This window comes from Cryobacterium sp. PAMC25264 (assembly GCF_019443325.1).
Classification (GTDB): domain Bacteria; phylum Actinomycetota; class Actinomycetes; order Actinomycetales; family Microbacteriaceae; genus Cryobacterium.
Genome location: NZ_CP080383.1, coordinates 1,548,632 through 1,574,443, shown reverse-complemented (window position 1 = coordinate 1,574,443; position 25,812 = coordinate 1,548,632). Strand labels below are relative to the sequence as shown.

General features: G+C 68.9%; 22 protein-coding genes and 1 pseudogene. 12 read left to right on the top strand and 11 right to left on the bottom strand.

All coding sequences use genetic code 11. The features are described from left to right. Positions 1 to 55 precede the first annotated feature (55 nt). Complete coding sequence (locus KY500_RS07185; RefSeq protein WP_219902920.1) at positions 56 to 958, top strand: alpha/beta fold hydrolase; 903 nt, start codon at positions 56 to 58, stop codon at positions 956 to 958. A gap of 20 nt (positions 959 to 978) precedes the next feature. After that, positions 979 to 2,064: a glycosyltransferase family 1 protein gene (locus KY500_RS07180; RefSeq protein ID WP_219903338.1), complete on the top strand. Its 1,086-nt coding sequence runs from the start codon at positions 979 to 981 to the stop codon at positions 2,062 to 2,064. Positions 2,065 to 2,094: 30 nt separating this feature from the next. On the opposite strand, the gene KY500_RS07175 is transcribed toward KY500_RS07180, so the two are convergent. Then, positions 2,095 to 2,661, bottom strand: coding sequence for a histidine phosphatase family protein (locus tag KY500_RS07175; protein WP_219902919.1), 567 nt, complete (start codon positions 2,659 to 2,661; stop codon positions 2,095 to 2,097). Further along, positions 2,658 to 3,512 carry a Sir2 family NAD-dependent protein deacetylase gene (locus tag KY500_RS07170; protein WP_219902918.1) on the bottom strand — a complete coding sequence of 285 codons (855 nt, stop codon included), beginning with the start codon at positions 3,510 to 3,512 and terminating at the stop codon, positions 2,658 to 2,660. The genes KY500_RS07175 and KY500_RS07170 overlap by 4 nt, the downstream gene beginning before the upstream one ends. A 185-nt stretch (positions 3,513 to 3,697) precedes the next feature. Here KY500_RS07170 and KY500_RS07165 point away from each other — a divergent pair, with 185 nt between their 5' ends. Together KY500_RS07165 and KY500_RS07160 are read left to right on the top strand one after the other, a co-directional pair. Then, positions 3,698 to 4,501 (top strand): RNA methyltransferase, encoded by an 804-nt coding sequence (locus KY500_RS07165; protein ID WP_219902917.1) that lies wholly within the window; start codon positions 3,698 to 3,700, stop codon positions 4,499 to 4,501. A gap of 63 nt (positions 4,502 to 4,564) precedes the next feature. Then, positions 4,565 to 5,788 (top strand): D-alanyl-D-alanine carboxypeptidase family protein, encoded by a 1,224-nt coding sequence (locus KY500_RS07160; RefSeq protein WP_219902916.1) that lies wholly within the window; start codon positions 4,565 to 4,567, stop codon positions 5,786 to 5,788. A gap of 34 nt (positions 5,789 to 5,822) precedes the next feature. On the opposite strand, the gene KY500_RS07155 is transcribed toward KY500_RS07160, so the two are convergent. Next, complete coding sequence (locus tag KY500_RS07155) at positions 5,823 to 6,638, bottom strand: SGNH/GDSL hydrolase family protein (protein ID WP_219902915.1); 816 nt, start codon at positions 6,636 to 6,638, stop codon at positions 5,823 to 5,825. Between the two features lie 185 nt (positions 6,639 to 6,823). Here KY500_RS07155 and KY500_RS07150 point away from each other — a divergent pair, with 185 nt between their 5' ends. Together KY500_RS07150 and KY500_RS07145 are read left to right on the top strand one after the other, a co-directional pair. Beyond that, a complete protein-coding gene (locus tag KY500_RS07150; protein WP_219903337.1) occupies positions 6,824 to 8,659 on the top strand; it encodes a DEAD/DEAH box helicase in 1,836 nt (611 codons plus the stop codon). Positions 8,660 to 8,796: 137 nt separating this feature from the next. Next, the gene (locus KY500_RS07145) at positions 8,797 to 9,276 is read left to right on the top strand and encodes an Lrp/AsnC family transcriptional regulator (protein ID WP_066595420.1); all 480 of its coding nucleotides are present in this window, start codon (positions 8,797 to 8,799) and stop codon (positions 9,274 to 9,276) included. A gap of 184 nt (positions 9,277 to 9,460) precedes the next feature. On the opposite strand, the gene KY500_RS07140 is transcribed toward KY500_RS07145, so the two are convergent. The 5 genes and pseudogenes from KY500_RS07140 to KY500_RS07120 all read right to left on the bottom strand — a co-directional run bounded on the left by KY500_RS07140 (position 9,461) and on the right by KY500_RS07120 (position 16,545). After that, complete coding sequence (locus tag KY500_RS07140; protein WP_035840308.1) at positions 9,461 to 9,664, bottom strand: cold-shock protein; 204 nt, start codon at positions 9,662 to 9,664, stop codon at positions 9,461 to 9,463. A 251-nt stretch (positions 9,665 to 9,915) separates the two neighbouring features. After that, a pseudogene (locus tag KY500_RS07135) lies at positions 9,916 to 10,754 on the bottom strand (DUF3097 domain-containing protein). 10 nt (positions 10,755 to 10,764) lie between these two features. After that, positions 10,765 to 14,160: an error-prone DNA polymerase gene (locus KY500_RS07130; RefSeq protein WP_219902914.1), complete on the bottom strand. Its 3,396-nt coding sequence runs from the start codon at positions 14,158 to 14,160 to the stop codon at positions 10,765 to 10,767. Positions 14,161 to 14,201: 41 nt separating this feature from the next. Then, positions 14,202 to 15,761: a DNA polymerase Y family protein gene (locus KY500_RS07125; RefSeq protein ID WP_255579862.1), complete on the bottom strand. Its 1,560-nt coding sequence runs from the start codon at positions 15,759 to 15,761 to the stop codon at positions 14,202 to 14,204. Positions 15,762 to 15,765: 4 nt separating this feature from the next. Further along, positions 15,766 to 16,545 carry a hypothetical protein gene (locus KY500_RS07120; protein ID WP_219902912.1) on the bottom strand — a complete coding sequence of 260 codons (780 nt, stop codon included), beginning with the start codon at positions 16,543 to 16,545 and terminating at the stop codon, positions 15,766 to 15,768. 84 nt (positions 16,546 to 16,629) lie between these two features. Between KY500_RS07120 and KY500_RS07115 the strand changes: the two genes are divergently transcribed. The 3 genes from KY500_RS07115 to KY500_RS07105 all read left to right on the top strand — a co-directional run bounded on the left by KY500_RS07115 (position 16,630) and on the right by KY500_RS07105 (position 18,463). Beyond that, the gene (locus KY500_RS07115; protein WP_219902911.1) at positions 16,630 to 17,355 is read left to right on the top strand and encodes an SOS response-associated peptidase; all 726 of its coding nucleotides are present in this window, start codon (positions 16,630 to 16,632) and stop codon (positions 17,353 to 17,355) included. A gap of 85 nt (positions 17,356 to 17,440) precedes the next feature. Further along, the gene (locus KY500_RS07110; RefSeq protein ID WP_157109166.1) at positions 17,441 to 17,605 is read left to right on the top strand and encodes a hypothetical protein; all 165 of its coding nucleotides are present in this window, start codon (positions 17,441 to 17,443) and stop codon (positions 17,603 to 17,605) included. Positions 17,606 to 17,614: 9 nt separating this feature from the next. Next, the gene (locus tag KY500_RS07105; protein WP_219902910.1) at positions 17,615 to 18,463 is read left to right on the top strand and encodes an SMP-30/gluconolactonase/LRE family protein; all 849 of its coding nucleotides are present in this window, start codon (positions 17,615 to 17,617) and stop codon (positions 18,461 to 18,463) included. 30 nt (positions 18,464 to 18,493) lie between these two features. Here the strand turns inward: KY500_RS07105 and KY500_RS07100 are convergent, their stop codons facing one another. After that, positions 18,494 to 19,141: a DUF1345 domain-containing protein gene (locus KY500_RS07100; RefSeq protein ID WP_255579861.1), complete on the bottom strand. Its 648-nt coding sequence runs from the start codon at positions 19,139 to 19,141 to the stop codon at positions 18,494 to 18,496. A 126-nt stretch (positions 19,142 to 19,267) separates the two neighbouring features. Between KY500_RS07100 and KY500_RS07095 the strand changes: the two genes are divergently transcribed. After that, complete coding sequence (locus tag KY500_RS07095; protein WP_219902909.1) at positions 19,268 to 20,200, top strand: DnaJ domain-containing protein; 933 nt, start codon at positions 19,268 to 19,270, stop codon at positions 20,198 to 20,200. Here KY500_RS07095 and KY500_RS07090 read toward each other — a convergent pair. Continuing rightward, the gene (locus KY500_RS07090) at positions 20,197 to 21,087 is read right to left on the bottom strand and encodes a hypothetical protein (RefSeq protein WP_219902908.1); all 891 of its coding nucleotides are present in this window, start codon (positions 21,085 to 21,087) and stop codon (positions 20,197 to 20,199) included. The two genes, KY500_RS07095 and KY500_RS07090, sit on opposite strands and share 4 nt — an antisense overlap. A 79-nt stretch (positions 21,088 to 21,166) precedes the next feature. Between KY500_RS07090 and KY500_RS07085 the strand changes: the two genes are divergently transcribed. After that, a complete protein-coding gene (locus tag KY500_RS07085; RefSeq protein ID WP_219902907.1) occupies positions 21,167 to 21,547 on the top strand; it encodes a hypothetical protein in 381 nt (126 codons plus the stop codon). Further along, positions 21,544 to 23,139 (top strand): ABC-F family ATP-binding cassette domain-containing protein, encoded by a 1,596-nt coding sequence (locus KY500_RS07080; RefSeq protein ID WP_219902906.1) that lies wholly within the window; start codon positions 21,544 to 21,546, stop codon positions 23,137 to 23,139. The genes KY500_RS07085 and KY500_RS07080 overlap by 4 nt, the downstream gene beginning before the upstream one ends. A gap of 96 nt (positions 23,140 to 23,235) precedes the next feature. Here the strand turns inward: KY500_RS07080 and KY500_RS07075 are convergent, their stop codons facing one another. Next, positions 23,236 to 25,707 carry a GH36-type glycosyl hydrolase domain-containing protein gene (locus tag KY500_RS07075; protein ID WP_219902905.1) on the bottom strand — a complete coding sequence of 824 codons (2,472 nt, stop codon included), beginning with the start codon at positions 25,705 to 25,707 and terminating at the stop codon, positions 23,236 to 23,238. Between the last annotated feature and the right edge of the window lie 105 nt (positions 25,708 to 25,812).

Below are 25,812 nucleotides of genomic sequence, written 5' to 3'. Positions count from 1 at the left end.
GATCGGCACGGGTTCTGTCCAGCCCCGTGCACGTCGCCGCCCTAAACTGGGACGGATGATCGTTCCCTCGCCTTTCGCCGACCTGCTCAGCCAGATGGACGCCCGCGCCGCCACCGTCACGGTACTCGGCAGCGACACCCGGTACTGGGAGTACGGCGACCCCGAATCCCCGACGACGATCGTGCTGGTGCATGGCTTCCGGGGAGACCACCACGGCCTCGAAGCCGTGGTCGCGCAGCTGGACGGCCTGCGGATCGTCTCACCCGACCTGCCCGGTTTCGGCGAATCCTCAGCCTTCAGAGACCTGCCGCACACCATCGAGAGCTACTCCGCCTGGTTGGCGGAGTTCCTGCGCGTCCTGGCGGTGCCCGGCCGGCTCGTGGTGCTCGGCCATTCCTTCGGGTCGATCGTCGTCGCGGCCGCCGCGGCGGCCCCGTCCGGGCTCCCCGCCCAGGACCTGGTCCTGGTGAACCCGATCGCCGCACCGGCACTCTCAGGACCGCGCGGCATCCTGACCCGGCTCGCCGTGTTCTACTACTGGCTGGCCGCCCGGTTGCCCGAGCGCCTCGGCTTCGGCCTGCTGCGGAACCGGGTGATCGTGCGGGTGATGAGCATCACCATGGCCAAGACCCGCAACCGGGAACGACGACGCTGGATCCACAATCAGCACGACCGCTACTTCTCCGCCTTCGCCGACCGCACCGTGGTACTCGAGGCGTTCCGGGCGTCGGTGAGCCACGATGTCAGCGAATATGCGTCTGCCATCCCCACCCGCACGCTGCTGATCGCTGCCGACAAGGATGACATCACCCCCGTGGCCGCCCAGGAGCGGCTGGTCACCCAGTTCGCCGACGCGCAGCTCGAAGTGCTGCCGGGCGTAGGCCACCTCATCCACTACGAGGTCCCGGAGGCCGCCGCGCGCGCGCTGCGCCGTTTCCTGGCGGTGACGCCGGCATGACCGCCACACCCGAGCGTTCCCTGCGCATCGTCTTCGACTGCCGCTACACGCGGACCGACCGGCACGATGGCATCAGCCGCTACACGGCGGGCCTGGTCACCGAACTCGGCCGTCTGCACCCGGTCACGATGCTGATCAGCGACCACCGTCAGCTGGCCCTGCTGCCCGACCTGCCCTGGCAGCTGGTGCGTTCGCCCACCAGTGCGCTTGAGCCCCTCGTCGCCCTGACCGTGAACCGGCTGAAGCCCGATATCGTCTTCAGCCCCATGCAGACCATGGGCTCGTGGGGTCGCCGGTACCGCCTGGTGCTCACGGTGCACGACCTGATCTACTACAGCAACCGCACACCTCCGCGGGAATTCTCCGCCGCCATCCGCCTGCTCTGGCGGCTGTACCACCTGTCCTGGGCGCCGCAGCGGATGCTCCTGAACCGGGCAGACGGCGTGGTGACGGTGTCGGAGACCACCGGTGCGTTGATCGCCCGGCACCGCCTCACCCGACGGCCTGTGTCCGTGGTGCCCAATGCGGCGGATGCCGTGGCGCAACCCGACGCCCTGGCAGCCCGGACCGAACCCGCCGCGAAGCGGCTGATCTACATGGGTTCGTTCATGCCGTACAAGAACGTGGACACCCTGGTGCGCGCCGCGGCGGCGTTGCCCGGCTACGAGCTGCACCTGCTCAGCCGGGTGAGCGACGACGAGCGGGCCCGGCTCAGCGCCCTCGCCCCGCAGGCGACCCTGGTGTTCCACAACGGGGTCAGCGACGACGAGTACGTGGAGTTGTTGGCCGGCGCGACCGCGCTGGTGAGCACCTCCCTCGACGAAGGGTTCGGTATCCCGCTGGTGGAGGCCATGGGCCTCGGCATCCCCGTCGTGGTCAGCGACATCCCCATTTTCCGGGAGATCGGCGGAGACGCGGCGAGCTACGTGGCCCCGCGGGACCCCGACGCCGTGGCGGCTGCGGTGCTCGCCCTCGAACGGCCGGGGGAGTGGGCCCGGCTCTCGGGGCTCTCGGTCCAGCAGGCCGCGCGCTTCACCTGGGCCGGATCGGCCGAGCGTCTCCTCCGGGTGCTGCACGGCACCAGGGCAGCGAGCCGGCGCGACTGATAGAGCCCGCCGTACCCGGCGGCAGCAAGCTCAGCGTACCGACACGAAGCGTTCGAGAACCAGGCGGCCGTCCTGCCAACGGAAGTCGTGCACCGAACCGTTCGGGATCAGCTCACCGGCCGCCGGGCGTTCCCCGTTGGTCACGTAGCGCACCAGCGTGCCGATGACCCCGCCGTGGCAGACCACGATCACCTCCTGGCCGGCGTAGGCCAGGGCCACGCGCTCAAGCGCGGGCAGTACCCGGTCCAGCACGGCCTGCCGGCTCTCCAGCCCGGGTACCCGGGAGCCGTCCGGGAACCGGAGCTGGCGCTCGGAGAACGTGAGCCCCTCGATCTCCCCGTGGTGGCGTTCGGTGAGCTCGGGGACGACCACGGGGGCGGCGTGGTCCAGCTCACCCGCGATGATCCGGGCGGTCTCGTGCGCCCGGAGCAGCGGACTGGTGACGATGGCATCCCAGCGTGCGGCGCTGAGCCGCAGGCCGGTCTCCGCGGCCTGCGCGCGGCCTGTGGAGTTCAACGGGATGTCGGTGCTGCCCTGGATGCGGGTCTGCAGGTTCCAGTCGGTTTGGCCGTGGCGTACGATCGTGAGCCTGGTCATGACTCGATCAGCCTGGTCACCAGTCCCGCGAAGGTCTCCGACGTGCCCGCCTCCAGTTTGATCTGCGCACGGCCGTCGCCCTTGGTCACACCGCGGTTGATCACCACGATGGGCAGCTTGCGGCGCCTGGCCAATTCGAGCAGCCGGATCCCGGAGTTCACCGCCAGCGACGAACCGGCGATGATCAGGGCATCCGCAGCCCTCACCAGCGCCGACGCAGCCGTGAACTTGCCCGTCGGGACGAGCTCGCCGAAGAAGACCACATTGGGCTTGAGCAGGCCGCCGCAGACGGAACAGTCCGGAACGACGAAGTCGTCGATATCGACCACGATCGCGTCGCCGTCCGGGGCGATCTCCACCTGGTCGGGGTCGGCGAGAACCGGGTTGTGCGCCTCGAGCCGGGCGGCGATGCTGTCCCGGCCGAAGGCCTGCCCGCAGGAGAGACACACCACCAGGTCCATGGAGCCGTGCAGGTCGACGACGTGCCGGGACCCGGCTCTGGTGTGCAGGCCGTCGACGTTCTGGGTGACGACCCCGCTGACGAGTCCGGCGCCCTCCAGGGTCACGAGGGAGCGGTGGCCGAGGTTCGGCTCGGCCGCCCGGAAGCGGTGCCAGCCGAGGTGGCTGCCGGCCCAGTACCGTTTGCGGGCCCGCTCGTCGGCCAGGAAGGTCTGGAAGGTCATCGGCACCCGCACGGGTGCGCCGGCACCCCGGTAGTCCGGGATGCCCGAGTCCGTGCTCACGCCGGCGCCGGTCAGGACGGCGGTGCGGCGACCGCGCAGGATCGCGGCAATCGCGTCGAGGTCTTTTCCGGCTACCGCCGGTGTCGTCAGGACAGTCTCGGCCGTCATCGTGCTCCATCCTCATCACGGCGTCACCACCGGCGCCCGGAGGGGCCCTGGCGCGGCAGAGATGTCCTCTGAGTCTAAACTGGTCAGTTTTCGACTGTGTTACGGTTCGCGGAGGCGCGGCCCGCACAACGGCCCGATGAGAACCTCCCACACAGCAGAACACTCCCGGAAAGGCGGCCTCCGCCGTGCAGATCGTCCCGATTACCGACCTCGACCAGCCGGGACTCGCCGACTACTCCCGGCTGACCGATGTCGCCCTGCGCCGGGTGAGCGAACCGGCGAACGGCCTGTACATCGCCGAATCGGCCAAGGTGATCGGCCGCGCCCTCGACGCCGGGCACCGCCCGCGCTCGGTTCTCGTGCAGGAGCAGTGGCTGCCCGACGCCACCCGGCTCCTGAAGGACTGGCCCGACGTGCCCATCTACGTGGGGACCGCCGCCCTGCTCGAACAGCTCACCGGGTACAACCTGCACCGTGGCGCCCTCGCGGCCATGCACCGCCCCGACCTGCAGTCGGTGGCCGACATCATCCGGGACGCCCGTCGCATAGTGATCCTCGAGGACATCGTCGACCACACCAACGTGGGGGCGATCTTCAGGTCAGTGGCCGGGTTGGGCGCCGACGCTGTGCTGATCACTCCCCGGTGCGCCGACCCGCTCTACCGTCGGAGCGTTCGCGTGAGTATGGGAACGGTGCTGCAGGTGCCGTGGACACGACTTCCGGAATGGTCCGAGGCGACGCCGGTGCTGCACGAGAACGGCTTCCACCTGGCCGCCCTCGCCCTGGCCGACGACGCCGTCTCCCTCGACGTCTTCGCCCGGCAGGCGCCGGAACGGGTCGCCATCGTCCTCGGTACCGAGGGTGACGGGCTGAGCCGTCACGCCCTGGCCGCGGCGGACACCATCGTGACGATCCCGATGCTGCACGGCGTGGATTCGCTCAACGTGGCCTCCGCCAGCGCCGTCGCCCTATACGCCCTGCGCGTGTAGGCCGCTTCGGGGCGCGCGGCCCCGCTGCGCGGCCCGGACACTTCTCGTCGTTAGAATCGACGGATGTCTCCCACCCGACGCCAGGTCTACCGCCGTCGGCGACTCGCTTTCTTCGGTGCTCTCGCCGTGGTGCTCGCGTCCGCCGTTTACCTCACCAGCACGGGCCTCGCCCCGGTGTCCGCACTGGACGCGAGCGTCAGCGAACCCGCTGCCCTCACGCAGGCGGCGGCGACACCCACCTGGCCGTCGCAGGGTGCCGGAGCGATCGGAGCCGTCGGTTTCGACGGCGTGCTGGGCAGCAGCGGAGACCAGTCCTCTGTGCCCATCGCCAGCATCACCAAGATGGTCACCGCGCTGGTCGTCCTCGACGCCAAGCCTCTCACCGGCGACGAGGAAGGACCCGACATCGCCTTCACCGACACCGACGTCGACATCTACTACGACGCCGTCGCCGAGAACGGCTCAGTGGCCCCGGTTTCCGCCGGAATGGTGCTCACGCAACGTCAGGCCATGGAGACAATGCTCATCCCGTCCGCGAACAACTACAGTGTCTCGCTGGCCGTGTGGGCATTCGGTTCCGTCGACGCCTACCTAGCCGCGGCCTCCGCCTACCTCAGCGAACACGGCCTGACGGGCACCACCGTCGCCGACACCAGCGGCATCTCCGCCCAGAGCGTGAGCAGTCCCGCCGATCTGGTGGCGATCGGCAAGCTGGTCATGGCCGACCCCGTGCTGCCCTCGATCGTGGCCATGCCCTCCGCGGAGATCCCCACCGTGGGAACCGTCACGAACACGAACAAGCTGCTCGGCGTCGACGGCGTCGACGGCATCAAGACCGGGACCACCGATGAGGCCGGCGCCTGTTTGCTCTTCGCCGTCGAGGTCCCGGTGGGGGACACGACGGTCACCCTCGTGGGCGTCGTGCTCGGCGGGGACACGCACCCCGAGCTGAACAAGACCGTCCGCACCCTCATCGCCAGTGTGAGTCCCGGATTCCGGCAGGTCACCCTGGTGGAGGAGGGAACCGTCTACGGCAGCTACACGACGCCGTGGGGCCAGTCAGGGCAGGCCGTGGCCGAGAGCTCCCAGTCTGCCGTGCTGTGGTCCGACACCCCGGTGAACACCGACGTCGAGGTCGAGCCCCTCACCGTGGGCTCCGAGGGCGACACCGTCGGCAGCGTCGACGTGACCGTCGGCAGCGCCACCGTCTCGGTCCCACTGGTCCTGGACAGCACGATCACCGACCCCGGCCCGTTCTGGCGCTGGACCCACCCCGGCCAGGTCTGACCTCAGCCTGTCGCGTCCGCCCTGGCGCCCGGGTCTAACCGGTCTTTCGCACGGGTTCCTCCGGCTCGTCCAACCGGGTGACCGGTTCCACGGCCGGACGCTTGGGCAGGATGTGGTCGCCGGAGGATTGGTGCCGCACCCGGCGCAGCACCCACGGCACCAGGTACTCCCGCGCCCAGGCGAGATCTTCGGTGCGGGCCCGGCGCCAGGTGATGCCCGGCATGGGCTCGGGCACGAGGGGCTCGAGCGGGTTCGCGACGTTCAGCACGTCCAGCACCATCCGGGCCACGGTGTGATGCCCGAGCGGGTTGAGGTGCAGCCGGTCCGGCGCCCACATGCGGGCATCCTGGGTCTCGGTCAACGACCACATGTCCGCCACGATGGCGTCGTGCGCGGCCGCGACAGCCCGGATGTTCTCGTTGTAGATGGCCACCTTTCCACGCAGCCCCTTGAGCACGGGGGAGAAGCGCACGTCGATGCCGGTGAAGACCACAACCGTGGCTCCCTCCGAGCGGAGCAAGGTGACGGCCTCGTCGAACCGCGCCGCGATCGCATCCGGGTCGCTGCCCGGCCGGAGCACGTCATTGCCGCCGGCGGAAATAGTGATGAGGTCCGGGTGCAGGGCGAGGGCCGGGCGCACCTGCTCGGCGAGGATCTGGTTCATCAGCTTGCCGCGTACGGCGAGGTTGCCGTAGGCGAAGTCGTCGGAGCCCAGGCTGAGCATCTCGGCGACCCGGTCCGCCCAGCCGCGGTTACCGCCCGGGCTGGCCGGTTCGGGATCGCCGACCCCCTCCGTGAACGAGTCGCCGAGCGCGACGTAGCGGGACCACGGATGCTGCTGCTTCGTCATGCATTCATTCTGCCCCGTCGGGCGAATGTCGGCGCGAGTTGGTAAGTTCTTATGAAGTGACTACTCCACCTGACTTCGGATCCGCTTTCCGGGAACCCTCGCATCGGGAGACCACTGAACCCGGATTGTTCCTGCCCCCCTCCTCAGATCCCCAGTGGGCCGGCAGCGCCCCGGCCGGCAGTTTCCTGGCCGAGGTCGTCGACACGCCGCCCGTTTACGGGCCGGCCCGCGGCCCGGCCGGCACGAGCGCCGCCGAGCATCTCTCGCCGTCCTTCCCCGAACGAGCCGCCTGGGGTACCGCCAGCAAGCTGCGGGCCTGGCAGGCCGAGGCCCTCGAGGCGTACTTCCAGCACCAGCCGCGCGACTTCCTCGCCGCCGCCACCCCCGGGGCAGGCAAGACCACCTTCGCCCTGCGCCTGGCCGCCGAGCTCCGGGCGCGCCGGGTCATCGACCGGATCACTGTCGTCGCGCCCACCGAGCACCTCAAACGCCAGTGGGCGGACGCCGCAGCCCGCGCCGGCATCCGACTTGACCCCGGCTTCAAGAACGCACATGGCCGCTACGGCAGCCACTTCCACGGCATCGCCGTCACCTACGCGCAGGTCGCCACCCGCGCCGCGCTGCACCGCGAACTCACCCAGGCCAGTCGCACGCTTGTGATCCTCGACGAGGTGCATCACGGCGGGGACGCCCTGAGCTGGGGGGACGCGATCCGGGAAGCCTTCGATCCGGCCACCCGGCGCCTCTCGTTGACCGGAACCCCGTTCCGCTCGGACACCTCGCCCATCCCGTTCGTGACCTACCTGCCCGACAAGCACGGCATCCGTCTCTCCCAGAGCGACTACAACTACGGGTACGGTCGCGCCCTGGAGGACGGCGTCGTGCGCCCCGTCATGTTCATGGTCTACGCCGGTCACATGAAGTGGCGCACCAGGGCCGGCGACGAGATGGAAGCCAAGCTCGGCGAGGGCAACACCAAGGACATCACCTCTCAGGCCTGGCGCACAGCCCTCGAGCCCAGTGGGCAGTGGATCCCCGCCGTGTTGCGGGCCGCCGACAGCCGCCTCACCGAGGTGCGGCACGGCATCCCGGATGCCGGCGGCCTGGTCATAGCGACCGACCAGACCACCGCACGCGCCTACGCCGCGATCCTCGAGGAGATCTCCGGAGAGCCGGCCACCGTGGTGCTCTCCGACGAGAAGGAGTCCAGCGACCGGATCGACGAGTTCTCGCACAACACCCGGCGTTGGATGGTCGCGGTGCGGATGGTGTCCGAAGGTGTGGACGTGCCGCGGCTTGCCGTGGGCGTCTACGCCACGAGCGCTTCGACCCCGCTGTTCTTCGCGCAGGCCATCGGCCGTTTCGTGCGCGCCCGCCGCCGCGGCGAGACGGCGTCGATCTTCCTGCCCAATGTGCCCGGTCTGTTGAGCCTGGCTAATGCCATGGAGCTGGAGCGCGACCACGCGCTCGACCGCAGCAACCGGGACGACGGCGACGACGGCATGTACAACCCCGAGGACGCCATGGTGGCGGCCGCGAACAAGACGGAGAAGGCCTCCGACGAACTCGGCGAGGAATTCACCTGGCAGGCGCTGGACTCCCAGGCCACCTTCGACATGGTGATGTTCAACGGCGACGAGTACGGCGAGCTCGCCGAGCCCGGCACCGACGAGGAATTCGACTTCATCGGCATCCCCGGCCTGCTCGAACCCGAGCAGGTATCCGAGCTCCTGCGTCAGCGCCAGCAGAAGCAGTCCAAGCGAGGCTCCGAGCGCCGCACCGCCGCCGCCGCGGTGGAAGGAGCCCCTCCGGAGCCCATTCCGCTCTATCGCACCCTCAAGGAGCAGCGGACGCTGCTCGGCAGCCTCGTGGGCATGTGGTCGAAGCTCTCGGGGGAGCCGCACGCCATGGTGCACGCGGAACTGCGCCGCCTGTGCGGGGGTCCGGCCGTGGCCCAGGCCAGCGTCACCCAGATCCAGAAGCGCATCGATCTGCTCCGGCAGCGCCTCGGCCGCAGCTGACCTGCCGGCCGGCGGGCCGGATCGCAGAAGGGGCGGCGAAATCCGACCGAAACCCAGTTGTGACGCAGTTGATGCAGGGGGAGCTGTTGGCGTCGAAGAATGGTCGATAAACTGGCGCGCAACGAAAGAGGGCGTGTATGGATTCCAAGAAAGCCGACCTGGACCGAGTGGATCGGGCGCTGCTCCGCGCACTCTCGGTCAACGCCCGGGCATCGGGTGCCGCCCTAGCCGCCGAGATCGGCGTGGCCGAGTCGACGGTGTCGCTGCGGCTGCGCCGACTGCAGCAGCTTGGCCACATCCGCGGCTATCGGGCGAACATCGATCTGGCCGCGCTCGGCGCGTCGCTGCAGGCGCTGATCTCGGTGCGTCTGGCCAAGCACGCCCGCGAACAGATCGACGACTTCCGCAGTGCTGCCCCGCACTGGCCCGGAGTGATCGGCCTGTTCCACACAGCCGGCGCCGACGACTACCTGCTGCACGTGGCAGCGGCGGATGCCTCCGACCTGAGGGACTTCGTGCTTGAGCATTTGGCGGAGCACCCGGCTGTGGCCCACACGGAGACAAACCTGATCTTCGAGTACGTGGACGGCGACGGCTGGCAGGACCTGGTCAAGTAGCGTCCCCAGGGCACCCGCACGCGCGCACTGCACTCCAACTGGTCCCCGTTCGGACATTTGCACCCGGCACACCGGGAGCAGATGTCCGAACGGGGACCAGTTGTGTGCGTTGGGAGTTAAAAAATAACGCCCCCGCCGAAGCGGGGGCGTTATCGCAGCTTATGTTGAGCTGACGCGGCTCTATTTAGAGGGCGCGGATGTTCTCAGCCTGGGGACCCTTGGGGCCCTGGGTGACCTCGAATTCGACCTTCTGGTTCTCGTCGAGCGACTTGTAGCCGTTCGAAGCGATCGCAGAGTAGTGCGCGAAGACATCGGCGCTTCCGTCGTCGGGAGCGATGAATCCGAAGCCCTTTTCAGCGTTGAACCATTTCACGGTACCTGTTGCCATTATGAAACTCCTCCAGGAGTGTTAGAAAGGCCCCGACTTTCGAGGCCGTTCGTCGCGGTATTCGTCGTCCGCTTCCGAAAGGAATAAGCCCGTACCGACCGAAGTCGATACGTTTTTTAGACGTGCAAGCACTACAACTACTTCGTCCACACTAGCCCACATCGCTCGGTCCCCGTGGAGTTCTGTGCCAAAAAAGGATCAAAGTGTTACGAATTCTGGCCGAAATGCCCAAATGTTACGGATGCGCCGGATCAATCGACGGTGACGAAATCAATGAGCTGCTCCACCCGGCCCAACAGCGCCGGTTCGAGGTCGGCGTAGGTGCGGACCTGGCCCAGGATCCGCTGCCACGCACGGGCGATGTCGGCCTGGTCCTCGTGCGGCCAGCCCAGTGCCTGACAGATACCGTGCTTCCATTCGATGCTGCGGGGGATCTGCGGCCAGGCCGTCAGATTCAGCCGTGCGGGCTTGACCGACTGCCACACGTCCACGTACGGATGGCCGACCACAAGAACGTGTCGCCCGTGCGGTCCACGGGCGACGGCCTCGGCGATCCGGCTCTCCTTTGAACCCGGGACCAGGTGGTCGACGAGAACGCCCACTCGGCGTGTCGGGCCCGGCTTGAACTCGGCGAGCAGTTCGGCGAGGTTGTCCACGCCCTCGATGTACTCGACGACGACACCCTCGATGCGCAGGTCAGCGCCCCAGACCTTCTCCACGAGCTCAGCATCGTGCCGGCCCTCCACGAAGATCCGACTGGCCCTGGCCACCCGCGCCGGGGCATCGGCCACCGCAAGGGAACCCGACGCTGTGCGGCCGCGGCCGGCCGGAGCGCTCGCGCGGCGCGCCACGAGGACCACGGGTTCTCCGTCGAGCAGGAAGCCGGCGCCGAGGGGAAGAGGCGGAGCTTGCCGAACCTGTCCTCCAGGGTGACGACCTTCTTCTCCACCCGGATCACTGCGCCGCAGAACCCCGTGGCGACTTCCTCCACGACGAGGTCGCGCACGGCCTCCTGCTGCGGCACGACCCGGCGGCCGGCCTCCCGCCATCCGTCGGCGAGCACGTCATTCGAGTAGCGGTCATCAGTCACTGGATCGACGCTAGCGGAAGTCTCGCGACGACGTGTGGGCCGCCACGGTGAGCGTTTCGAACCGGTCGGCGATCAGGTTGACGACGCCCTCGGGGGAGCGCTCCAGGATTCCCCGGATCATCAGGGCCGGAGATTCCCGGGCGATCACCCGGAAACGGTTCCAGACGCCCACGCTGACCACGACGTTGACATTGCCGGTCTCGTCTTCGAGGTTGATGAAGGTGACCCCGTTGGCCGTCGCGGGACGCTGGCGGTGCGTGACGATGCCGCCGACCTCGATCCGCCGGCCGTTCTCGGCGCGGGCCAGCCGGTCGGCGGGCACGGCGCCGCGGGCGTCGAGCGCGGCCCGGGCGTGGCGGATCGGATGGTCGTCCGTGAAGACCCCGGTGGCCCACAGGTCGTAGGCGACCTGTTCAACGGGGGTCATCAGGGCCAGAAGCGGTGGCTGCACCATTTCGACCGAACCGGCGAGGTGCGCGTCGGTGTCGTGAGCGGCCTCGCCTGCGCTCCACAGTGCCTGCCGGCGCTCGAGCCCCAGACCCTCGAACGCGCCGGCGGTGGCCAGGGATTCGAGCTGTTCTGCGGACAGGCCGGCCCGCCGGGCCAGATCGTTTATCGACCGGTACGGACCGAAACGTTCCCGCTCCGCCACGATCCGCTCGGCGACCTTCGTGCCGATGGAGCGGACCTCGGCCAGGCCGAGCCGCACCGCCCAGCCGCCGTCCCGCCGGTGGGCCAGGTCCTCGACCGGTCGGCCGCGGTCGTATTCGGGAACCGGCGGTTGCTCGGGGTCCAGGCACGCCTCCCGGCCGCCGCCGGCCGGGAGATCGGCCGCCCGCTCCAGGCCGGCGGACACACCCGAGAGCTGCACATCCGGTCGAAGCACTTGCACGCCGTGCCGGCGGGCATCCGCCACGAGGGATTGAGGCGAGTAGAAACCCATCGGTTGGGCGCGCAAGAGGGCGGCCAGGAACGCTCCGGGGTAGTGCAGCTTGAGCCAGGCGCTGGCATAGACCAACAGGGCGAAGCTGATGGAATGGCTCTCGGCGAAGCCGAAGTTGGCGAAGGCCTCGATCTTCTCGTAGATCTCGTCGGCCAGGTCGCCCGTGATGCCGTTTCCGGCCATGCCCTCGTAAAGGGTGGCGCGCAAGGTGGAGATCTTCTCGACACCGCGCTTGGACCCCATGGCCCGGCGCAGCAGGTCGGCGTCCTCGCCGCTGCATCCACCAACGGCCATGGCCATCTGCATGAGCTGTTCCTGGAACAGAGGCACCCCGAGCGTGCGCTCCAGCACGGGTTCGAGCTTGGGGTGCAGGTAGGTGACCGGTTCCTGGCCGAGCTTCCGCCGGATGTACGGATGCACCGCACCGCCCTGGATGGGGCCCGGCCGGATGAGGGCGATCTCGACGACCAGATCGTAGAACCGGCGCGGTTGCAGGCGGGGGAGAGTGCCCATCTGGGCCCGGCTCTCGACCTGGAACACGCCGATGGAGTCGGCGCGGCAGAGCATGTCGTACACACCCGCCTCTTCGCGGGGGATGCTGCCCAGCGTCCAGGTCTCGCCCAGGGACTCGGTGACGAGGTCGAAGGTGTACTGCAGGGCGGCGAGCATCCCCAGACCGAGCAGGTCGAACTTCACCAGACCCATCCACGCGCAGTCGTCCTTGTCCCATTGCAGAACGGTGCGCATGGACTTGCGGGCGTGTTCGATCGGACACACCTCGCCGACCGGGCGGTCGGTGAGCACCATGCCCCCGGAGTGGATGCCGAGGTGGCGGGGGAAGCCCAGCACCTGCCCGGCCAGGTCGGTGACCTGCTCCGGGATGTCGTGGTCGGCGCTGCTGACGGTGCCGCCCCAGCGTTCCACCTGTTTGGACCAGGCATCCTGTTGGCCGGTGCTGTAACCCAGCGCCTTGGCCATGTCGCGCACGGCGAACTTGGGCCGGTACGTGATGACGTTGGCGACCTGGGCGGCGTTCAGCCGTCCGTAGCGTTCGTACACGTACTGGATCACCTCTTCGCGCCGGTCGGAGTCGAAGTCGACGTCGATGTCGGGTTCCTCTTCGCGCAGGCTGGACAGGAACCTTTCAAAAGGAAGGCGGTAGAAGATCGAGTCGACGGCGGTGATCCCGATGACAAAACAGACCGCCGAGTTCGCGGCGGAGCCTCGCCCCTGGCAGAGGATGCCGCGCCCGCGGGCGAACTGGACGATGTCGTGCACGATGAGGAAGTAGCCGGGGAAGTCTTTGGCCTCGATCACGGCCAGTTCCTTCTCCAGGCGATCCCGCACATTGGCGTTGTAGCCCGGATAGGCCCGCTCGGCGCCGGCCCAGACGAGTTCGCGCAGCCAACTCATCGGGGTGTGCCCGTCCGGGACGTGCTGCTGGGGCAGCCGGGGCTTGGCCCGGCGCAGGGAGAAGGCGAGTTCGTCGGCTAGGGGAACTGTGCCCGCCACGGCATTCGGGTAGCGGCGGAACCGTTCGGCCATTTCGGAACCGCTCCGCAGGTGCCGGGTGGGTCCGGCGGGCAGCCAGCCGTCCATGTCGTCGAGGCTGCGCTGGGCGCGCACGGCCGACAGCGCCGAGAACAGTCGGAAATCCGACGGACGGGCGTAGCGCACGTTGTTGGTCGCGAGCACCGGCAGCCCGGCGCGCTCGGCGAGGCCGGCCAGGATGTCGTTGGTCACGGTGTCCTGCGGCTGCCCGTGGTCGACCAGTTCCACCTGCACGCTGTCCCGTCCGAAGAGCGCGGCCAGGCGGTCTAGCTCCCGGGCGGCGGCTCTCTCCCCGTCGTGGGCGAGGGCTCGCCGCACCGCTCCCGACCGGGAACCGGTGAGAATCGTCCAGTTCCCGGCCGACCGTGCCGCAAGGTCTTCCAGGTCGTAGCGGGGTCGTCCCTTTTCGCCGCCGGCCAGCTGGCCCTCGGTGAGGGCCGCGGCCAGCCGGTGGTAGCCCTCCTGGCCGCGGGCCAGCACCACCAGGTGGGTGCCCTCGGGCTCTGGAACTCCGTTCTGCCGCCGGGTGAGGTCGATCGAGAGTTCGGCACCGAAGACGGTCCGGATCTGGGGGTAGCTCTCGGCTGTCTCCGCCAGGCGCACCGCCCCGTAGAGGCCATCGTGGTCGGTGAGCGCCAGGCCGCCAAGGCCCAGCCCTGCGGCCTCCTCGAGCAGCTGCTCCGGGGAGCTGCCGCCGTCGAGAAAACTGAAGTTGGAGTGTGCGTGCAGCTCCGCGTAGGGGACTACCGGCTCGCTGGACCGCACGGGGCCCACCGGAACGTAGGGCTGACGATGCCGGGACCAGGCCGGGCTGTCGCCGCCGTCGGCGGCCGGCGGAGGACCACCTGGGCGCCGGTCGGAGAGCTTGCGCTCCAGCTCAGACCAGGGAATGGGCGGATTATCGAATCCCACGGTGGGTCTCCTTCGCTGCGGCGGGGCTGGTCGGGCGAGGCTCAGTCATATCGGGCCTCCGCACGCCATCCGTCGTCATCGAGCGCCAGCAGCCAGGCCTCCCCGGTGTCCTCGACGATCTGCATCCGCTGCACCCGCCGGGAGGACCCGGCGTGCCACCAGCGCTCCTCGACGGGCCAAGGCCCGGCCCACGCGACCACCCGGCGCGGGTCGCCGCCGTCGGGCCGGTCGCTGAACCGGACCGGGACGTGGGCGACCGCCCCCCGCTCGTCCACGGCGACGTCCTGCCCGTCGGCGGCCACCAGGCTGACGGGGACCCGCCGCGTGAACACCGTCGATGGAAGCAGTCCGCCGAGGCTTCCCGACCAGGGCCGGACGCCGGCGCCACCGGGTGCGGGCGCCGGCGCGTCGTCGCCCCAGGGCACCCAGCGTTGCCGGTCCGTGAGCATTCGCCCGCCGCCGAGCGAGGCCGTCACGACGCCCTCGTGCCCGACGAGCCCCTGCACCCGGGTGAGGGCATGGTGGATGCGTTCGTCGGGGCCGGTTCCCCACAGGCCCGCCTCGTGGTTGGCCACGTCGTCCAGCCGGTCGGGGGAGAACACCACTCGCACGACCCCGGCCGACAGGCCGGAGCTGGCCCGCCCCTCGCCCTGCAGCTGCCACCGCACCCGGTCGATGAGGTCGGTCACCGTGAACCACCGCGGATGCCGCCAGGTGCGTTCGGTGAGCAGGCCGTCATCGGTGCCGACCAGGATCGTGACGACGGTGCAGACCAGGGTGTGTTCCCGCAGGATGCGGACGAAACGGTCCGCGGTCTCGCGCAGGGCGAAAGCGAGCTGGTCGATGCGCTCCAGCGCCGGTTCGAACTCCCTCGCTTGGTCGAACACCGGAGCGGGGGTGCGGGGCACGATCTCCTCGCGCTCCTGCCCACCGGCCCTGGCGTGGGCCTGGGCTGCAGCCGCTCCGAACCGCCGGTGCACATCCTGGGCCGGTAGGGCGGCGAACTGGCCGAGCGTGTGCACGCCGAGCCGGGCGAGCAGGGTACCGAGCACGGCATCGGCCACCGTGGATACCGGGAGTGGGGCCAGGAACGCGGCCGCACCGCCGGGCGCGATGGTGTGGATCGGCTCGGCCGGCGCGCCGTGGCGGGCGGCCTGTTCTGCGGCGAAGGGACCGTCGGCGATGCCCGCCCGGGCGTCGCGGAATCCGACGCCCTGCAGGTGAGACAGGAGGGCCTGGACGGCGGCGTTCTCGCTGCCGTAGTAGCGCACCGGCCCGCGAGCACGGATGGCACAGGTACCCGGGCGCAGCACGGCGACACCCGGAGTGACGGCCTCTATGCCGTCGAGAACCGGGTCGAAGGCGCGGCGGTCGAGCACCGGGTTGTAGGGCTGCACGACGAGGTCTGGGCAGCGGAACTGCGCCTCCCGCACGGTCAGGCCGCGGCGCACGCCCTGGTGGCGGGCCGCTGCGGAGGCGGCGAAGACGAGACTGCCCTGCAGCAGGGCGAGGGGAATGTCGATTCCCAGCGCCGCGGCGGACCTGGCCGCAACGACCGGCCAGTCCGGGATCCAGAGCACGATGGTTCGTTCCCGGTTCACGGCCTCACCCCGCCACCGGATGCCGTGCTGCTCCATGCGGCGTCGGGGTATCCGTGACGCGAACGGGTACGGCGACCGGCCCGCGACGTGAGCCCGCGCGCTCCGGAGCGGCGGGGCCCTCCGGGAGGTGCAGGAGCGCCGGCGTCCGGCGACCGCTGCCCGCGCGCGCGGCCGTCTCCACGGTGAGGTCCCGACCGGAGAGGTAGCCGTGCCCGGCTCCCACCCCCTGCCAGCGGGTGCGGGTGACATGCAGGGATGCCTCGGCCTGCGGCCAGGTGCCGGCGACGAGGAGAGTGCACCCGGTCTGGCGCAGGCGCGCGCCGAGGCGGCCCGCCTCGGCGTCACCCACGGGCCGGGCCGGCTGCACGACCACGAACGGGAGCACGTCGACCAGTGCGGCGGTCACGGCCAGCCACTGGTCACCGGGCGCAGGCACCAGCACGAGCCGGGCGAGGTCGATCCCGAAGCCGGTGGCGGCCTCCGCCCCGAAGTCGGGCAGCCCCACCACGCCGGCCCAGCCCCCGTCGGCTGCAGCCGCACCGAGCAAGGACATCAGGAGCGACGTGGAATTGTCGACCGTGTAGACCGCTCCGGTGCGCAGGCGGCCCTGCGGCAGGAGCCTGGCAAGTCCCGCGCTGACGGGTCGGCCCGGGGCCTCCCAGCGGTCGCGCTGCATGCCCTGGATCCGCGCTTGCAGCTCGCTGACCCGCTCACCCAGCCGGTCGCCGGGCCGGTCTGGCGCGGTCGACTCCTCCGGGGAGTGCGAAATCAACGGGATGGACATCCTCTAAGTTTCGAACAGAGATTCGAAATAGTCAACCGGTGTGGATAACCGGATGGTCCCGGCGCCGCCCTGTACCCTGAGGCTATGTGTGGGCGATTCATCATGACCGATTCGGCGCCTGACCTCGCCGCCATGTTCGACGTGGAGCACGAGGGCGACAACCTGCCTGAGCCGTCCTGGAACGTCAAACCGACCGAGCAGATTCCCATCGTGCTCGAGTCGATGAAGACCGATCCGGCGGTGCGGCGCCTGGAGTCGGCGCGCTGGTCGCTCGTTCCCACGTTCTCTCCAGAACTCAACGCGGCCTTCGCCACCTTCAACGCCCGGGCAGAGACCGTGGCGGAGAAGCCCACCTTCCGCACCGCGCTGGCGAAGACGCGCGCGATCATCCCGGCCACCGGCTATTACGAGTGGCACACCGTGGGCACCATGAAAACGCCATACTTCGTGCACTCCGACGACGGACTGCCGCTCGCCCTGGCCGGCCTGTACTCCTGGTGGCGCAACCCGGCCCTCGCCAACGACGATCCCGCCCGCTGGGTCCTCACGGCCACCGTCCTCACCGGACCGGCGCAGGGCGCCCTGGCCGGCATCCACGACCGGATGCCCGTGGTGCTGCCCGAGGAGACCTGGGACCGGTGGTTGGACCCGCACGCCGACGGCGACCAGGCCCTCGTCGACGCGGCGGTCGCGGCATCCGCAGAGGCCGCCGCCGGACTGGCCTTCTACGAGGTCGCGCCGATCACTGGCGACGCCCCGGAGCTAATCGACGCCGTCGGGCCGGAGACCGAGGTCGGCTACAGCGCGTAGCCGAGGCGACACCGGCTGCGCGAGCTAGTACTCTCGAAGCGAGCCCGGAACGCCTTCGCGGCGCCCCCTTGAGAGGAACCCTCCCATGCACATTCTTTCCTTCGTCATCGCGATGGCCGCCTTCGTCGTCGGCCTGTGGCTGTTCGGCCTCGCCTTCACGGTCACGGCATGGCAGGGTCCGATCTTCTTCGGCGGCATCCTGGCTGTCAGCGCCGCCATCGCCATTCCGGTGCACGTGCTGCGCGACTAGGCCACGATCGTGCGCGCGGACCAGCTCACCGACCCGATCACCTTCCACGGCGAAGGACCGGTCTGGTCTCCCGCCTGGGAGGGACTCCGCCTGGTGGACCTGTTCGGCGGTGACGTCCTCACCCTGGCGGAGGACGGAACCGTCTCGCGCCGGCACGTCGACGCCATCGCCGCAGCACTCCGGCCGCGCGCGGCCGGCGGCGCCGTGATCGCCACGGAGCGCGGGTTCACCCTGGAAGCCGCGGACGGCACCCTGCGGGCGCTGCCCCCGGTCTGGCAGGACGAGTCCGTGCGGATGAATGATGGCGGCTGCGCTCCGGACGGATCGTTCTACTGCGGGTCCATGGGCTACGACCAGCGCACCGGCGCCGGGTCACTGTACCGTCTGGCCGCCGATCTGTCGGTCACCGTCGCGCTGAGCGGGGTGACGATCTCCAATGGCCTCGAGTGGAGCCCCGACGGGTCGCTCGCCTATTACAACGACACGCCCACCGGGCAGGTCGGCGTCTTCGATTGGTCCCCGGAAACCGGCCTGACGAATCTCCGGCCGTTCGTCACCATCCCCGAGGAGACCGGGTACCCCGACGGTCTCACCGTCGACAGCGACGGCGGCGTGTGGGTCGCCCTGTACGCCGGGGGAGCCGTGCACCGGTACACCGCAGCCGGCGTTCTCGACACCGTCATCGAAGTGGACGCCGACCGGGTCACGGCCTGCACGTTCGGTGGTGAGGCCCTCGACCGGCTCTACATCACCACCTCTCGCGAAGGCGTCGCCGACGGTGAGGACCTCCTCGCTGGGTCGGTCTTCACGGCCGTCCCTGGCGTCACCGGCCTGCCGGTCAGGACCTTCGCCGGCTGATCCTTCCGCCGGTCCGCGGCCGGTCCGGCTTCAGAGACCCGCGACCAGGTTGATCAGGGTTGCCAGGATGATCGAGCCGAACAGGAACGACATCAGTGCGTGGCGGAGGGCCGCCGCGCGCATGACCGTGGTCGTGAGCGACGTGTCGGAGACCTGGAAAGTCATCCCCAGCGTGAACGACAGGTACGCGAAGTCCGAGTAGCGCGGCGGTTCGGCCTGGTTGAAATCCACCCCGCCGTCCTCCTCGGCGTAATAGAGCGAGGCATAACGCAGGGTGAAGAGGGTGTGCACAAGCACCCAGGACAGCCCGACACTCACCACAGCGAGGGCGGCGAGCAGGGCCTGACCCGCCCCCTGGGCCGCGCGGGCCTGCAGGAGCACGATGAGGATGCTGCCCAGACTCGCCAGGCTGGCCAGGATCAGCAGGACGTCGGTGATACCGCGCGACGGGTCTTCCCTGGTGGCATGCGCCGCCGTCGTCGGCGCGTCCATCCGCGCCACGACAAGCCAGACCCAGCCGATGTAGAACACGGCGGCGGCGCACCAGCCGATCGCCGGGGCCAGGAGCCAGGCACCGGTCAAACCCGTCACGAGGCCGGCGGCTGCGCCGACCACGACCATGGCGATGAGTCGGGTGCTGGAGCGGCGCACCCGCGGAACGAGAGCTGAAGTCTTCACCCGCTGATCGTTGCACGGAATCCGCGTCAGGGCGGCTGCTCCCACCGTGTCGGCGAGATGCCAGAAACGCTGGCTAGGCTGAAGCAGAACCGTTTCACCCGATCCAGGCCGAAAGAGACCGCACGAATGTCAGAGAGCCCGGCTGCGGCCAGCCCGTACGAGGTGCTGGGCGTGACCCCGTCGGCGACCGACGAAGAACTCCGGCGCGCCTACCGGCGAAAGCTACGCCAATCCCACCCCGACGTCGGTGGCTCCGCGGCCTCTTTCCACGCCGTGCAGCTGGCCTGGGAACGCATCGGTAGCCCGGCGAGCCGGGCCGCGTACGACGGCGCCCGGTACCCCGGCGCCACGGATGCCGGGGGATCCGGGCGAGCCGCAGGACCGGCCACCGCGCGTTCGGCGTCCAGCGGCGTGAAGGCTCGCATGTACGGACACCCGGGCGGGCATTCCCGGCAACGGTACCTATCCTTGCTTCGCGAGTGGGCCGGGCGCGGCACCACCATCGACGACCCCTACGCCAGTGACCTGATCCGCTCCGCTCCGCGGGAGATCCGGCATCGCCTCGCCAAGGCCCTCGCCGAGGAGTCCACCGCGCAGCTCATCGCGGGTCTCGGCATCGGTTACACGGCCTGGCATGATGTGGCCACCCGGGACGACGTGGAGAAGATCGACCACGTCGTGCTCGGCCCGGCCGGCCTGTTCGCGATCCTCTCGGAGGACTGGGGTGCGCCCGTGCAGCTGCGCCGCGGTGAGCTCGTGGGCGACGCCCTCGAACCCGGGGAGGAGCCACTGGCCGACTTCGCGGCGGCCGCGCGCATCCTGGCCAAGTCCCTGCGGGTACGCTTCACGGCCCTCATCGTGGTCGCTCCCGACGAAGCCGTGACCGAGCCGTTCTCGCTGCCGAGCCGCGGCCGTCGGGCCATGATCGTCGTCATCCCGCGGTCTCGCCTGGTCGGCGTGCTTCGGGACGGCATCGCAGGCATGGACCGCGGCAGCTTCGAGAAGGTCTTCGAGCTGCGCAGCACCCTGCAGAACGGTATCCGGTTCGTCGAAGACTAGTCGGACACCGGCTCAGCCAGGCCGAGCTTCTGCACCCAGTAGCCGAGGAAGGCCGCCCCCGCCTCGTCGTGGACGAGGTCGCCTTCCACGATCACGGGGTACCCCCGGTCGAGAATGCCGTCTGCGGGCCGCACATCCACGTGCGCGACATCGAAGCCGGCCGCATGCAGGTGGTCGGCCATCTTGTAGTCGCTGCGCGAGTCGCCCACCGAGCGCCACACCCGGGGGAGTGGCCCGCCCTGGGCGAAGAACGCCACGGCCCGTTCGGCGGCGTGGTCCTTGTCGAGGTCGACCGATTCGATATCGGTGGAGATGATGGTGGTGTCGATGCGGAACGGCACCGCGCCGGTGGCATCGGGTGAGACCAGATCCCCGAACCGCACGCCGAGGCCATGCTCGACCAGGATCGCATAGGCCGCCGCCTCGAAGGACGCCTGGGCGACGTGGTAGCGGGACCGGTCCACATCCGTGCGCTGTTCGACGGAGATCATGGCGAGTTTGGTCTCGTCGAAGAACATGCTGTCGGCGTAGTCCGAGGCCACGAGATCCCGGATGCGGCCGGCCACGACCTCGGGTAGCGCCACGCTGGCATCAACGACGATGTCGCCCATCCCCGCTGCGGTGATCGGGAACCAGACCGCGCCCTTCTCGCACACGCCATACATGCGCATCTCCTGAGGAAGGCCTGCCGCGACCAGCGGCGTCACGACCTGTTCGCTGATGAACTGAGCCGAGCGCCCGGTGATGAAGCCGATCGGCACATTGGCGCCGGCGAGGGCGATGAGGTCGGTGATGATGCTCGGAGTGCTGATGGTGCGGGTGTCCGGGCTGGCGATCGGACCGTCGACATCCAGGAGCAGGCCGAGGGGAGAAACGGTTTCAGGCATGGTTCATTGAACCAGTTCCTCACTCGCTGCGCCGACTGCTGTGCCCGGTGACGGCGCCCAGCACCTATCGTTGAACCTGATGATTACCAGACGAGAAGCAGCGCTTCGCCTCGACATACCCCTCGAGATGGCGCAGCGCCACGACCTTCCCAGCCGCATGACCGAGGCCCAGCTCGCCGAGATCGAGGCGAACCCGCCGGCCTGGCTGGTGCAGTCACGATCGAACCGCACCGGCAAGAAGCCCGTCTGGGTCTCCCTGACCTGCAGCGTCTGCGGCTTCACCGAGGCGGTCCGGCCCAAGAAGTGGTGGCCGGAGTTCACCTACATGAGTTGCGACCACCATGGCTACGACGAACTCCCCGAGGTTGAGCCTGGTCTCAGCCGCCGCGAGGTCGATGGCATCGGCAGCCGGTTCATCGGCATCGTCGACGCCACGGACAGCGGAGAGCAGCTCTCATGAGTTTGATCCGGCTGAACGACGTGACCGTGCGTTTCGAGAACACCCAGGTGCTTCGCGAGACCTTCTTCAGGCTCGAACCGGGGGACCGGGTCGGCATGATCGGCCGCAACGGCTCGGGCAAGACCACCCTGATCAAGCTGATCCTCGGCCAGGTGACGCCGGACACCGGCACGGTCACGGTCGACGACGGCGTGAAGATCGGCTACTTCTCCCAGTTCTCCGAGCTGAACGGCACGTCGACGATCACCGAGGTGCTCGACGCCCTGTTCGTCGAGATCAAGGCCGTCGAGGCCGAGCTCGCCTCGATCGACGCGGCCATCGCCGCCGACTCCTCGGCCAGCGCGGAGCTGGACCGCCTGATCCACCGGCAGTCAGAGCTCTTCGCGGACATGGACCGACTGGACGGCTGGGACTACCCGCGCCGCATCGACGCGGCCCTCACCATCCTGGGCTTCGACGAGGCCCACCGCACGTGCGCGATCGATGAGCTCTCCGGCGGCTGGCGCAACCGCGCCGCCCTGGCCAAGATCCTGCTCGAGGCACCGGACGTGCTGCTGCTGGACGAACCGACCAACTACCTCGACGTCGCCGGGGTGGAATGGCTCGAGAACTGGTTCCGCGACTTCAGGGGCGCGGCCGTCATCGTCTCCCACGACCGCACCTTCCTCGACGCCGTCGTGACCCGCATCATCGAGCTGGAGAACTTTCATCTGCACGAGTACCCGGGCAACTTCGGCGAGTACGTCGTGCAGAAGCAGTTCCGGCTCAAGACCCTCGAGGCGCAGTTCGTGCACGAGTCCGAACTGCTCGCGTTCGAGTCCGAGGGCATCGCCGACCGGCGGGAGGCGCAGAAGGCCGCGAGCCGGAAGCTCGGCACCCAGCTGGCGACCATCAAGAAGTCCCGCACTCCGCGGCCGGTCGACAAGATCATCACCGAGATCTACGGCGGCCTGCACGTGAAGGATGTGCTTTGTCGGGTCGAGATGCTCAGCAAGGCCTATGGCGAGAAGGTGCTCTTCAACGACCTGAGCTTCGAGATCCGTCGCGGCAACCGCATCGTGGTGCTCGGCGCCAACGGCAGCGGCAAGACCACTCTGCTGCGGGTGCTCACGGGGGAAGAGGCCGCGGATCACGGCGAGGTCGACTGGGCCAAGGGCGCCGGCATGGTGTCGTACAACCAGGTGCTGGCCGAACTCGACGACGCCGACACCGTCAGCCATGCCGTCAACGCGCTCGAGGGCAGCCTCGCGTTCACCGCCACCAAGAAGTCGGTCAACCGGTTCCTCACCATGTTCCAGTTCTCCGAGGCCGACCTCAAGCAGAAGATCGGCAACCTCTCCGGCGGCCAGAAGGCCCGGGTCGCCATGGCCCAGTGCCTGCTCTCCGGCGCCTCGGTGCTGCTGCTCGACGAACCCACCAACCACCTCGACATGTCGAGCACGCAGGTGATGGAGCGCGCGCTGCTGCACTTCCCGGGGGCTGTCGTCGTGGTCAGCCACGACAGGTTCTTCACCGACAAGATCGCCAACCGCCGCCTGATCTTCGGTAGTGCGGGTGCCGAGCCGGGCGAGGTCGAGGTCGCCGTCGCCTGACCCCGCCAGGTTTCGACAGGCTCAACCACCGGATGGGTCGCGCCAGGTTCGCGGGAGGGCCGGGTCTTCCGACCCGGCCCTCGGCGTGCGCGGCTGCTAGAGAGTGGCGTGCACCTGCACGGTGGCGCCGGCCGGGGCGTACGGCACGGTACGACCCTCGATGGGGACTCCGTCGACCGTCAGACTCGCGCGGGATCCCTCTCGGCCGGAATTGGCCACCGTGATCACGTAGGTCGCGCCGCGCGCCTGGCGGGTGACGGTGAACTCGGTGACGTCGGGACCGATCTGCGGGTCCACGACGAGGCCGTCGTAGTCCGTGCGCACGCCCAGCAGGTACTGCGAGACGGTCACGAAGTTCCACGCAGCAGTGCCCGTGAGCCAGGAGTTCTTGGCCTCGCCGTGCCGGACAGCTTCCTTGCCCGCGATCATCTGCGCGTAGACGTACGGCTCGGTACGGTGCACCTCGGAGATCTCCTCCCGGTACGCCGGCGTGATCTTGCGGTAGTGGTCGAACGCCTTGGCGCCGCGGCCCAGCACCGTCTCGCCGATGATCACCCAGGGGTTGTTATGGCAGAAGATGCCACCGTTCTCCTTGTAGCCCGGGGGATAGGTCGATACCTCGCCGAGTTCGATGCGATAGCTCCGGTAGGCAGGGTACTGAAGCACCAGACCGTGTTCGGAACCGAGCAGCCGGTCCACCGAATCGAGGGCCCTGAACGCCGGGCTGGTCTGTACCGGCGTGCCGTCCGCGTTGTGCTCCACGCCGACGCCGGCCAGAACGGCGAAGCCCTGCGGTTCGATCCAGATCCGGCCCTCGGTATCTTCGGATGTGCCGACCTTGTTCCCGTAGAAGTCGTATGCGCGCAGGAACCAGTCGCCGTCCCATCCGTCGGTCAGCAGCGCTTGGGTCATGTCGGCGGCGGCCTGACGGGCCTTGCCGGCCTGCACGGTGTCGCCGCCGCGTTCGGCGATAGTGGCGTACTGCCCGGCCGCCAGCACGAACTGGGCGGCGATGAAGGTCGACTCCGCCACCCCGCCGGCCTGGTTCTCGGTGGTCTGGAAGGACTCGCCGGGGGTGGTGGAGAAGCAGTTGAGGTTGAGGCAGTCGTTCCAGTCGGCCCGGCCGATCAGCGGCAGCCCGTGCGGGCCCAGGTTGTTCAGGGTGAACTCGAACGACCGGGTCAGGTGGGTGTACAGGGTCTCGGCCAGGGCGTCGTTGTTGTCGAACGGCACGATCTCGTCAAGGATCGTGTAGTCGCCAGTCTCCTTGAGGTAGGCATCCACCCCGATGATCAGCCAGGCCGGGTCGTCGTTGAAGCCTGAGCCGAGTTCGTTGTTTCCGCGCTTGGTGAGCGGCTGGTACTGGTGGTACGCCGATCCGTCCGGCAGCTGGGTGGCGGCGATGTCGAGGATGCGTTCGCGGGCGCGGTCCGGGATCAGGTGCACGAAGCCGAGCAGATCCTGGGTGGAGTCGCGGAACCCCATACCCCGGCCGATGCCGGTCTCGAAGTACGAGGCCGAGCGGCTCATATTGAACGTCACCATGCACTGGTATTGGTTCCAGATGTTGACCATGCGGTTGAGCTTGTCGTCGGGGGAGGTGACGGTATAGGCGCTCAGCAGGTCGGTCCAGTACACGCCGAGCGCGTCGAAGGCGGCGTCGGCGGCCTCGGTCGTGGACAACCGGGCCAGCAGTTCGTGGGCGCGGGTCTTGTTGATGACCTGCTTGGCGTCGTCGGCCCACTTCTCCTGGCCGTTCTCCGGCGTGTTCTCGACATAGCCGAGCACGAAGACCAGGTCACGGCTCTCGCCGGGCTGCAGGGTGGAGTCGACCTGGTGGGAGCCGATCGGGTACCAGCCGGAGGCCATCGAGTTCGCGGCCTTCCCGGCGTGCGGCACCTTCGCCTCGGCGAGGGTCTCGTAGAGGCCCACGAAGGTCTCCCGGTCGGTGTCGAACCCGGCGATCTCGGCGTTGACGCCGTAAACGGCGTAGTGGTCGCGACGTTCGCGGTACTCGGTCTTGTGGTAAATCGCACTGCCGTCTACCTCGACCTCGCCGATGGAGAGGTTGCGCTGGTAGTTGGTCTGGTCGTCCTGGGCGTTCCACAGGCAGAACTCGAGGTAGGAGAACAGCGAGAAGGTCTTGACCGTGTCGGAGGTGTTCGTGATCGTGACTTTCTGCACCTCCGCGGTCTCGCCCAGTGGAACGAAGTAGAGGGTCGAGACGCGCAGGCCGCCGCGCTCACCCGTGATGCGGGTGTAGCCCATGCCGTGTCGGGTCTCGAAGAAGTCGAGATCCTTCTTCATCGGTAGCCAGCTGGACGTCCACACGTCGTCGCCGTCCTTGATGAAGAAGTAGCGTCCGCCCGAGTCGGTGGGGATGTCGTTGTAGCGGTAACGGGTGAGGCGCCGCATCTTGGCGTCCTTGTAGAAGGTGTAACCACCCGCCGTGTGGGAGACCAGCGAGAAGAAATCCTCGCTGCCGAGATAGTTGATCCACGGGTAGGGGGTCAACGGGGTCTCGATGACATATTCCCTGGCTTCGTCGTCGAAGTGGCCGAACTTCATGCGTGCACCTTTTCGGTATCCCGGACCGCCTGCAGCGCTGCACCACTATCGTGAATGCTCCGTCGCAGCCGGACCTAGTCTAAATGAGAGCGCTCTCACGACCGC

Excerpts from the sequence above, each read along its gene's own strand:
- KY500_RS07090 (WP_219902908.1), bottom strand. The coding sequence starts at position 21,087 with ATGCCTGAAACCGTTTCTCCCCTCGGCCTGCTCCTGGATGTCGACGGT.
- KY500_RS07095 (WP_219902909.1), top strand. The coding sequence starts at position 19,268 with ATGTCAGAGAGCCCGGCTGCGGCCAGCCCGTACGAGGTGCTGGGCGTG.
- KY500_RS07120 (WP_219902912.1), bottom strand. The coding sequence starts at position 16,545 with ATGTCCATCCCGTTGATTTCGCACTCCCCGGAGGAGTCGACCGCGCCA.
- KY500_RS07085 (WP_219902907.1), top strand. The coding sequence starts at position 21,167 with ATGATTACCAGACGAGAAGCAGCGCTTCGCCTCGACATACCCCTCGAG.
- KY500_RS07160 (WP_219902916.1), top strand. The coding sequence starts at position 4,565 with ATGTCTCCCACCCGACGCCAGGTCTACCGCCGTCGGCGACTCGCTTTC.
- KY500_RS07140 (WP_035840308.1), bottom strand. The coding sequence starts at position 9,664 with ATGGCAACAGGTACCGTGAAATGGTTCAACGCTGAAAAGGGCTTCGGA.
- KY500_RS07170 (WP_219902918.1), bottom strand. The coding sequence starts at position 3,512 with ATGACGGCCGAGACTGTCCTGACGACACCGGCGGTAGCCGGAAAAGAC.
- KY500_RS07175 (WP_219902919.1), bottom strand. The coding sequence starts at position 2,661 with ATGACCAGGCTCACGATCGTACGCCACGGCCAAACCGACTGGAACCTG.
- KY500_RS07115 (WP_219902911.1), top strand. The coding sequence starts at position 16,630 with ATGTGTGGGCGATTCATCATGACCGATTCGGCGCCTGACCTCGCCGCC.
- KY500_RS07110 (WP_157109166.1), top strand. The coding sequence starts at position 17,441 with ATGCACATTCTTTCCTTCGTCATCGCGATGGCCGCCTTCGTCGTCGGC.
- KY500_RS07185 (WP_219902920.1), top strand. The coding sequence starts at position 56 with ATGATCGTTCCCTCGCCTTTCGCCGACCTGCTCAGCCAGATGGACGCC.
- KY500_RS07075 (WP_219902905.1), bottom strand. The coding sequence starts at position 25,707 with ATGAAGTTCGGCCACTTCGACGACGAAGCCAGGGAATATGTCATCGAG.
- KY500_RS07155 (WP_219902915.1), bottom strand. The coding sequence starts at position 6,638 with ATGACGAAGCAGCAGCATCCGTGGTCCCGCTACGTCGCGCTCGGCGAC.
- KY500_RS07145 (WP_066595420.1), top strand. The coding sequence starts at position 8,797 with ATGGATTCCAAGAAAGCCGACCTGGACCGAGTGGATCGGGCGCTGCTC.
- KY500_RS07080 (WP_219902906.1), top strand. The coding sequence starts at position 21,544 with ATGAGTTTGATCCGGCTGAACGACGTGACCGTGCGTTTCGAGAACACC.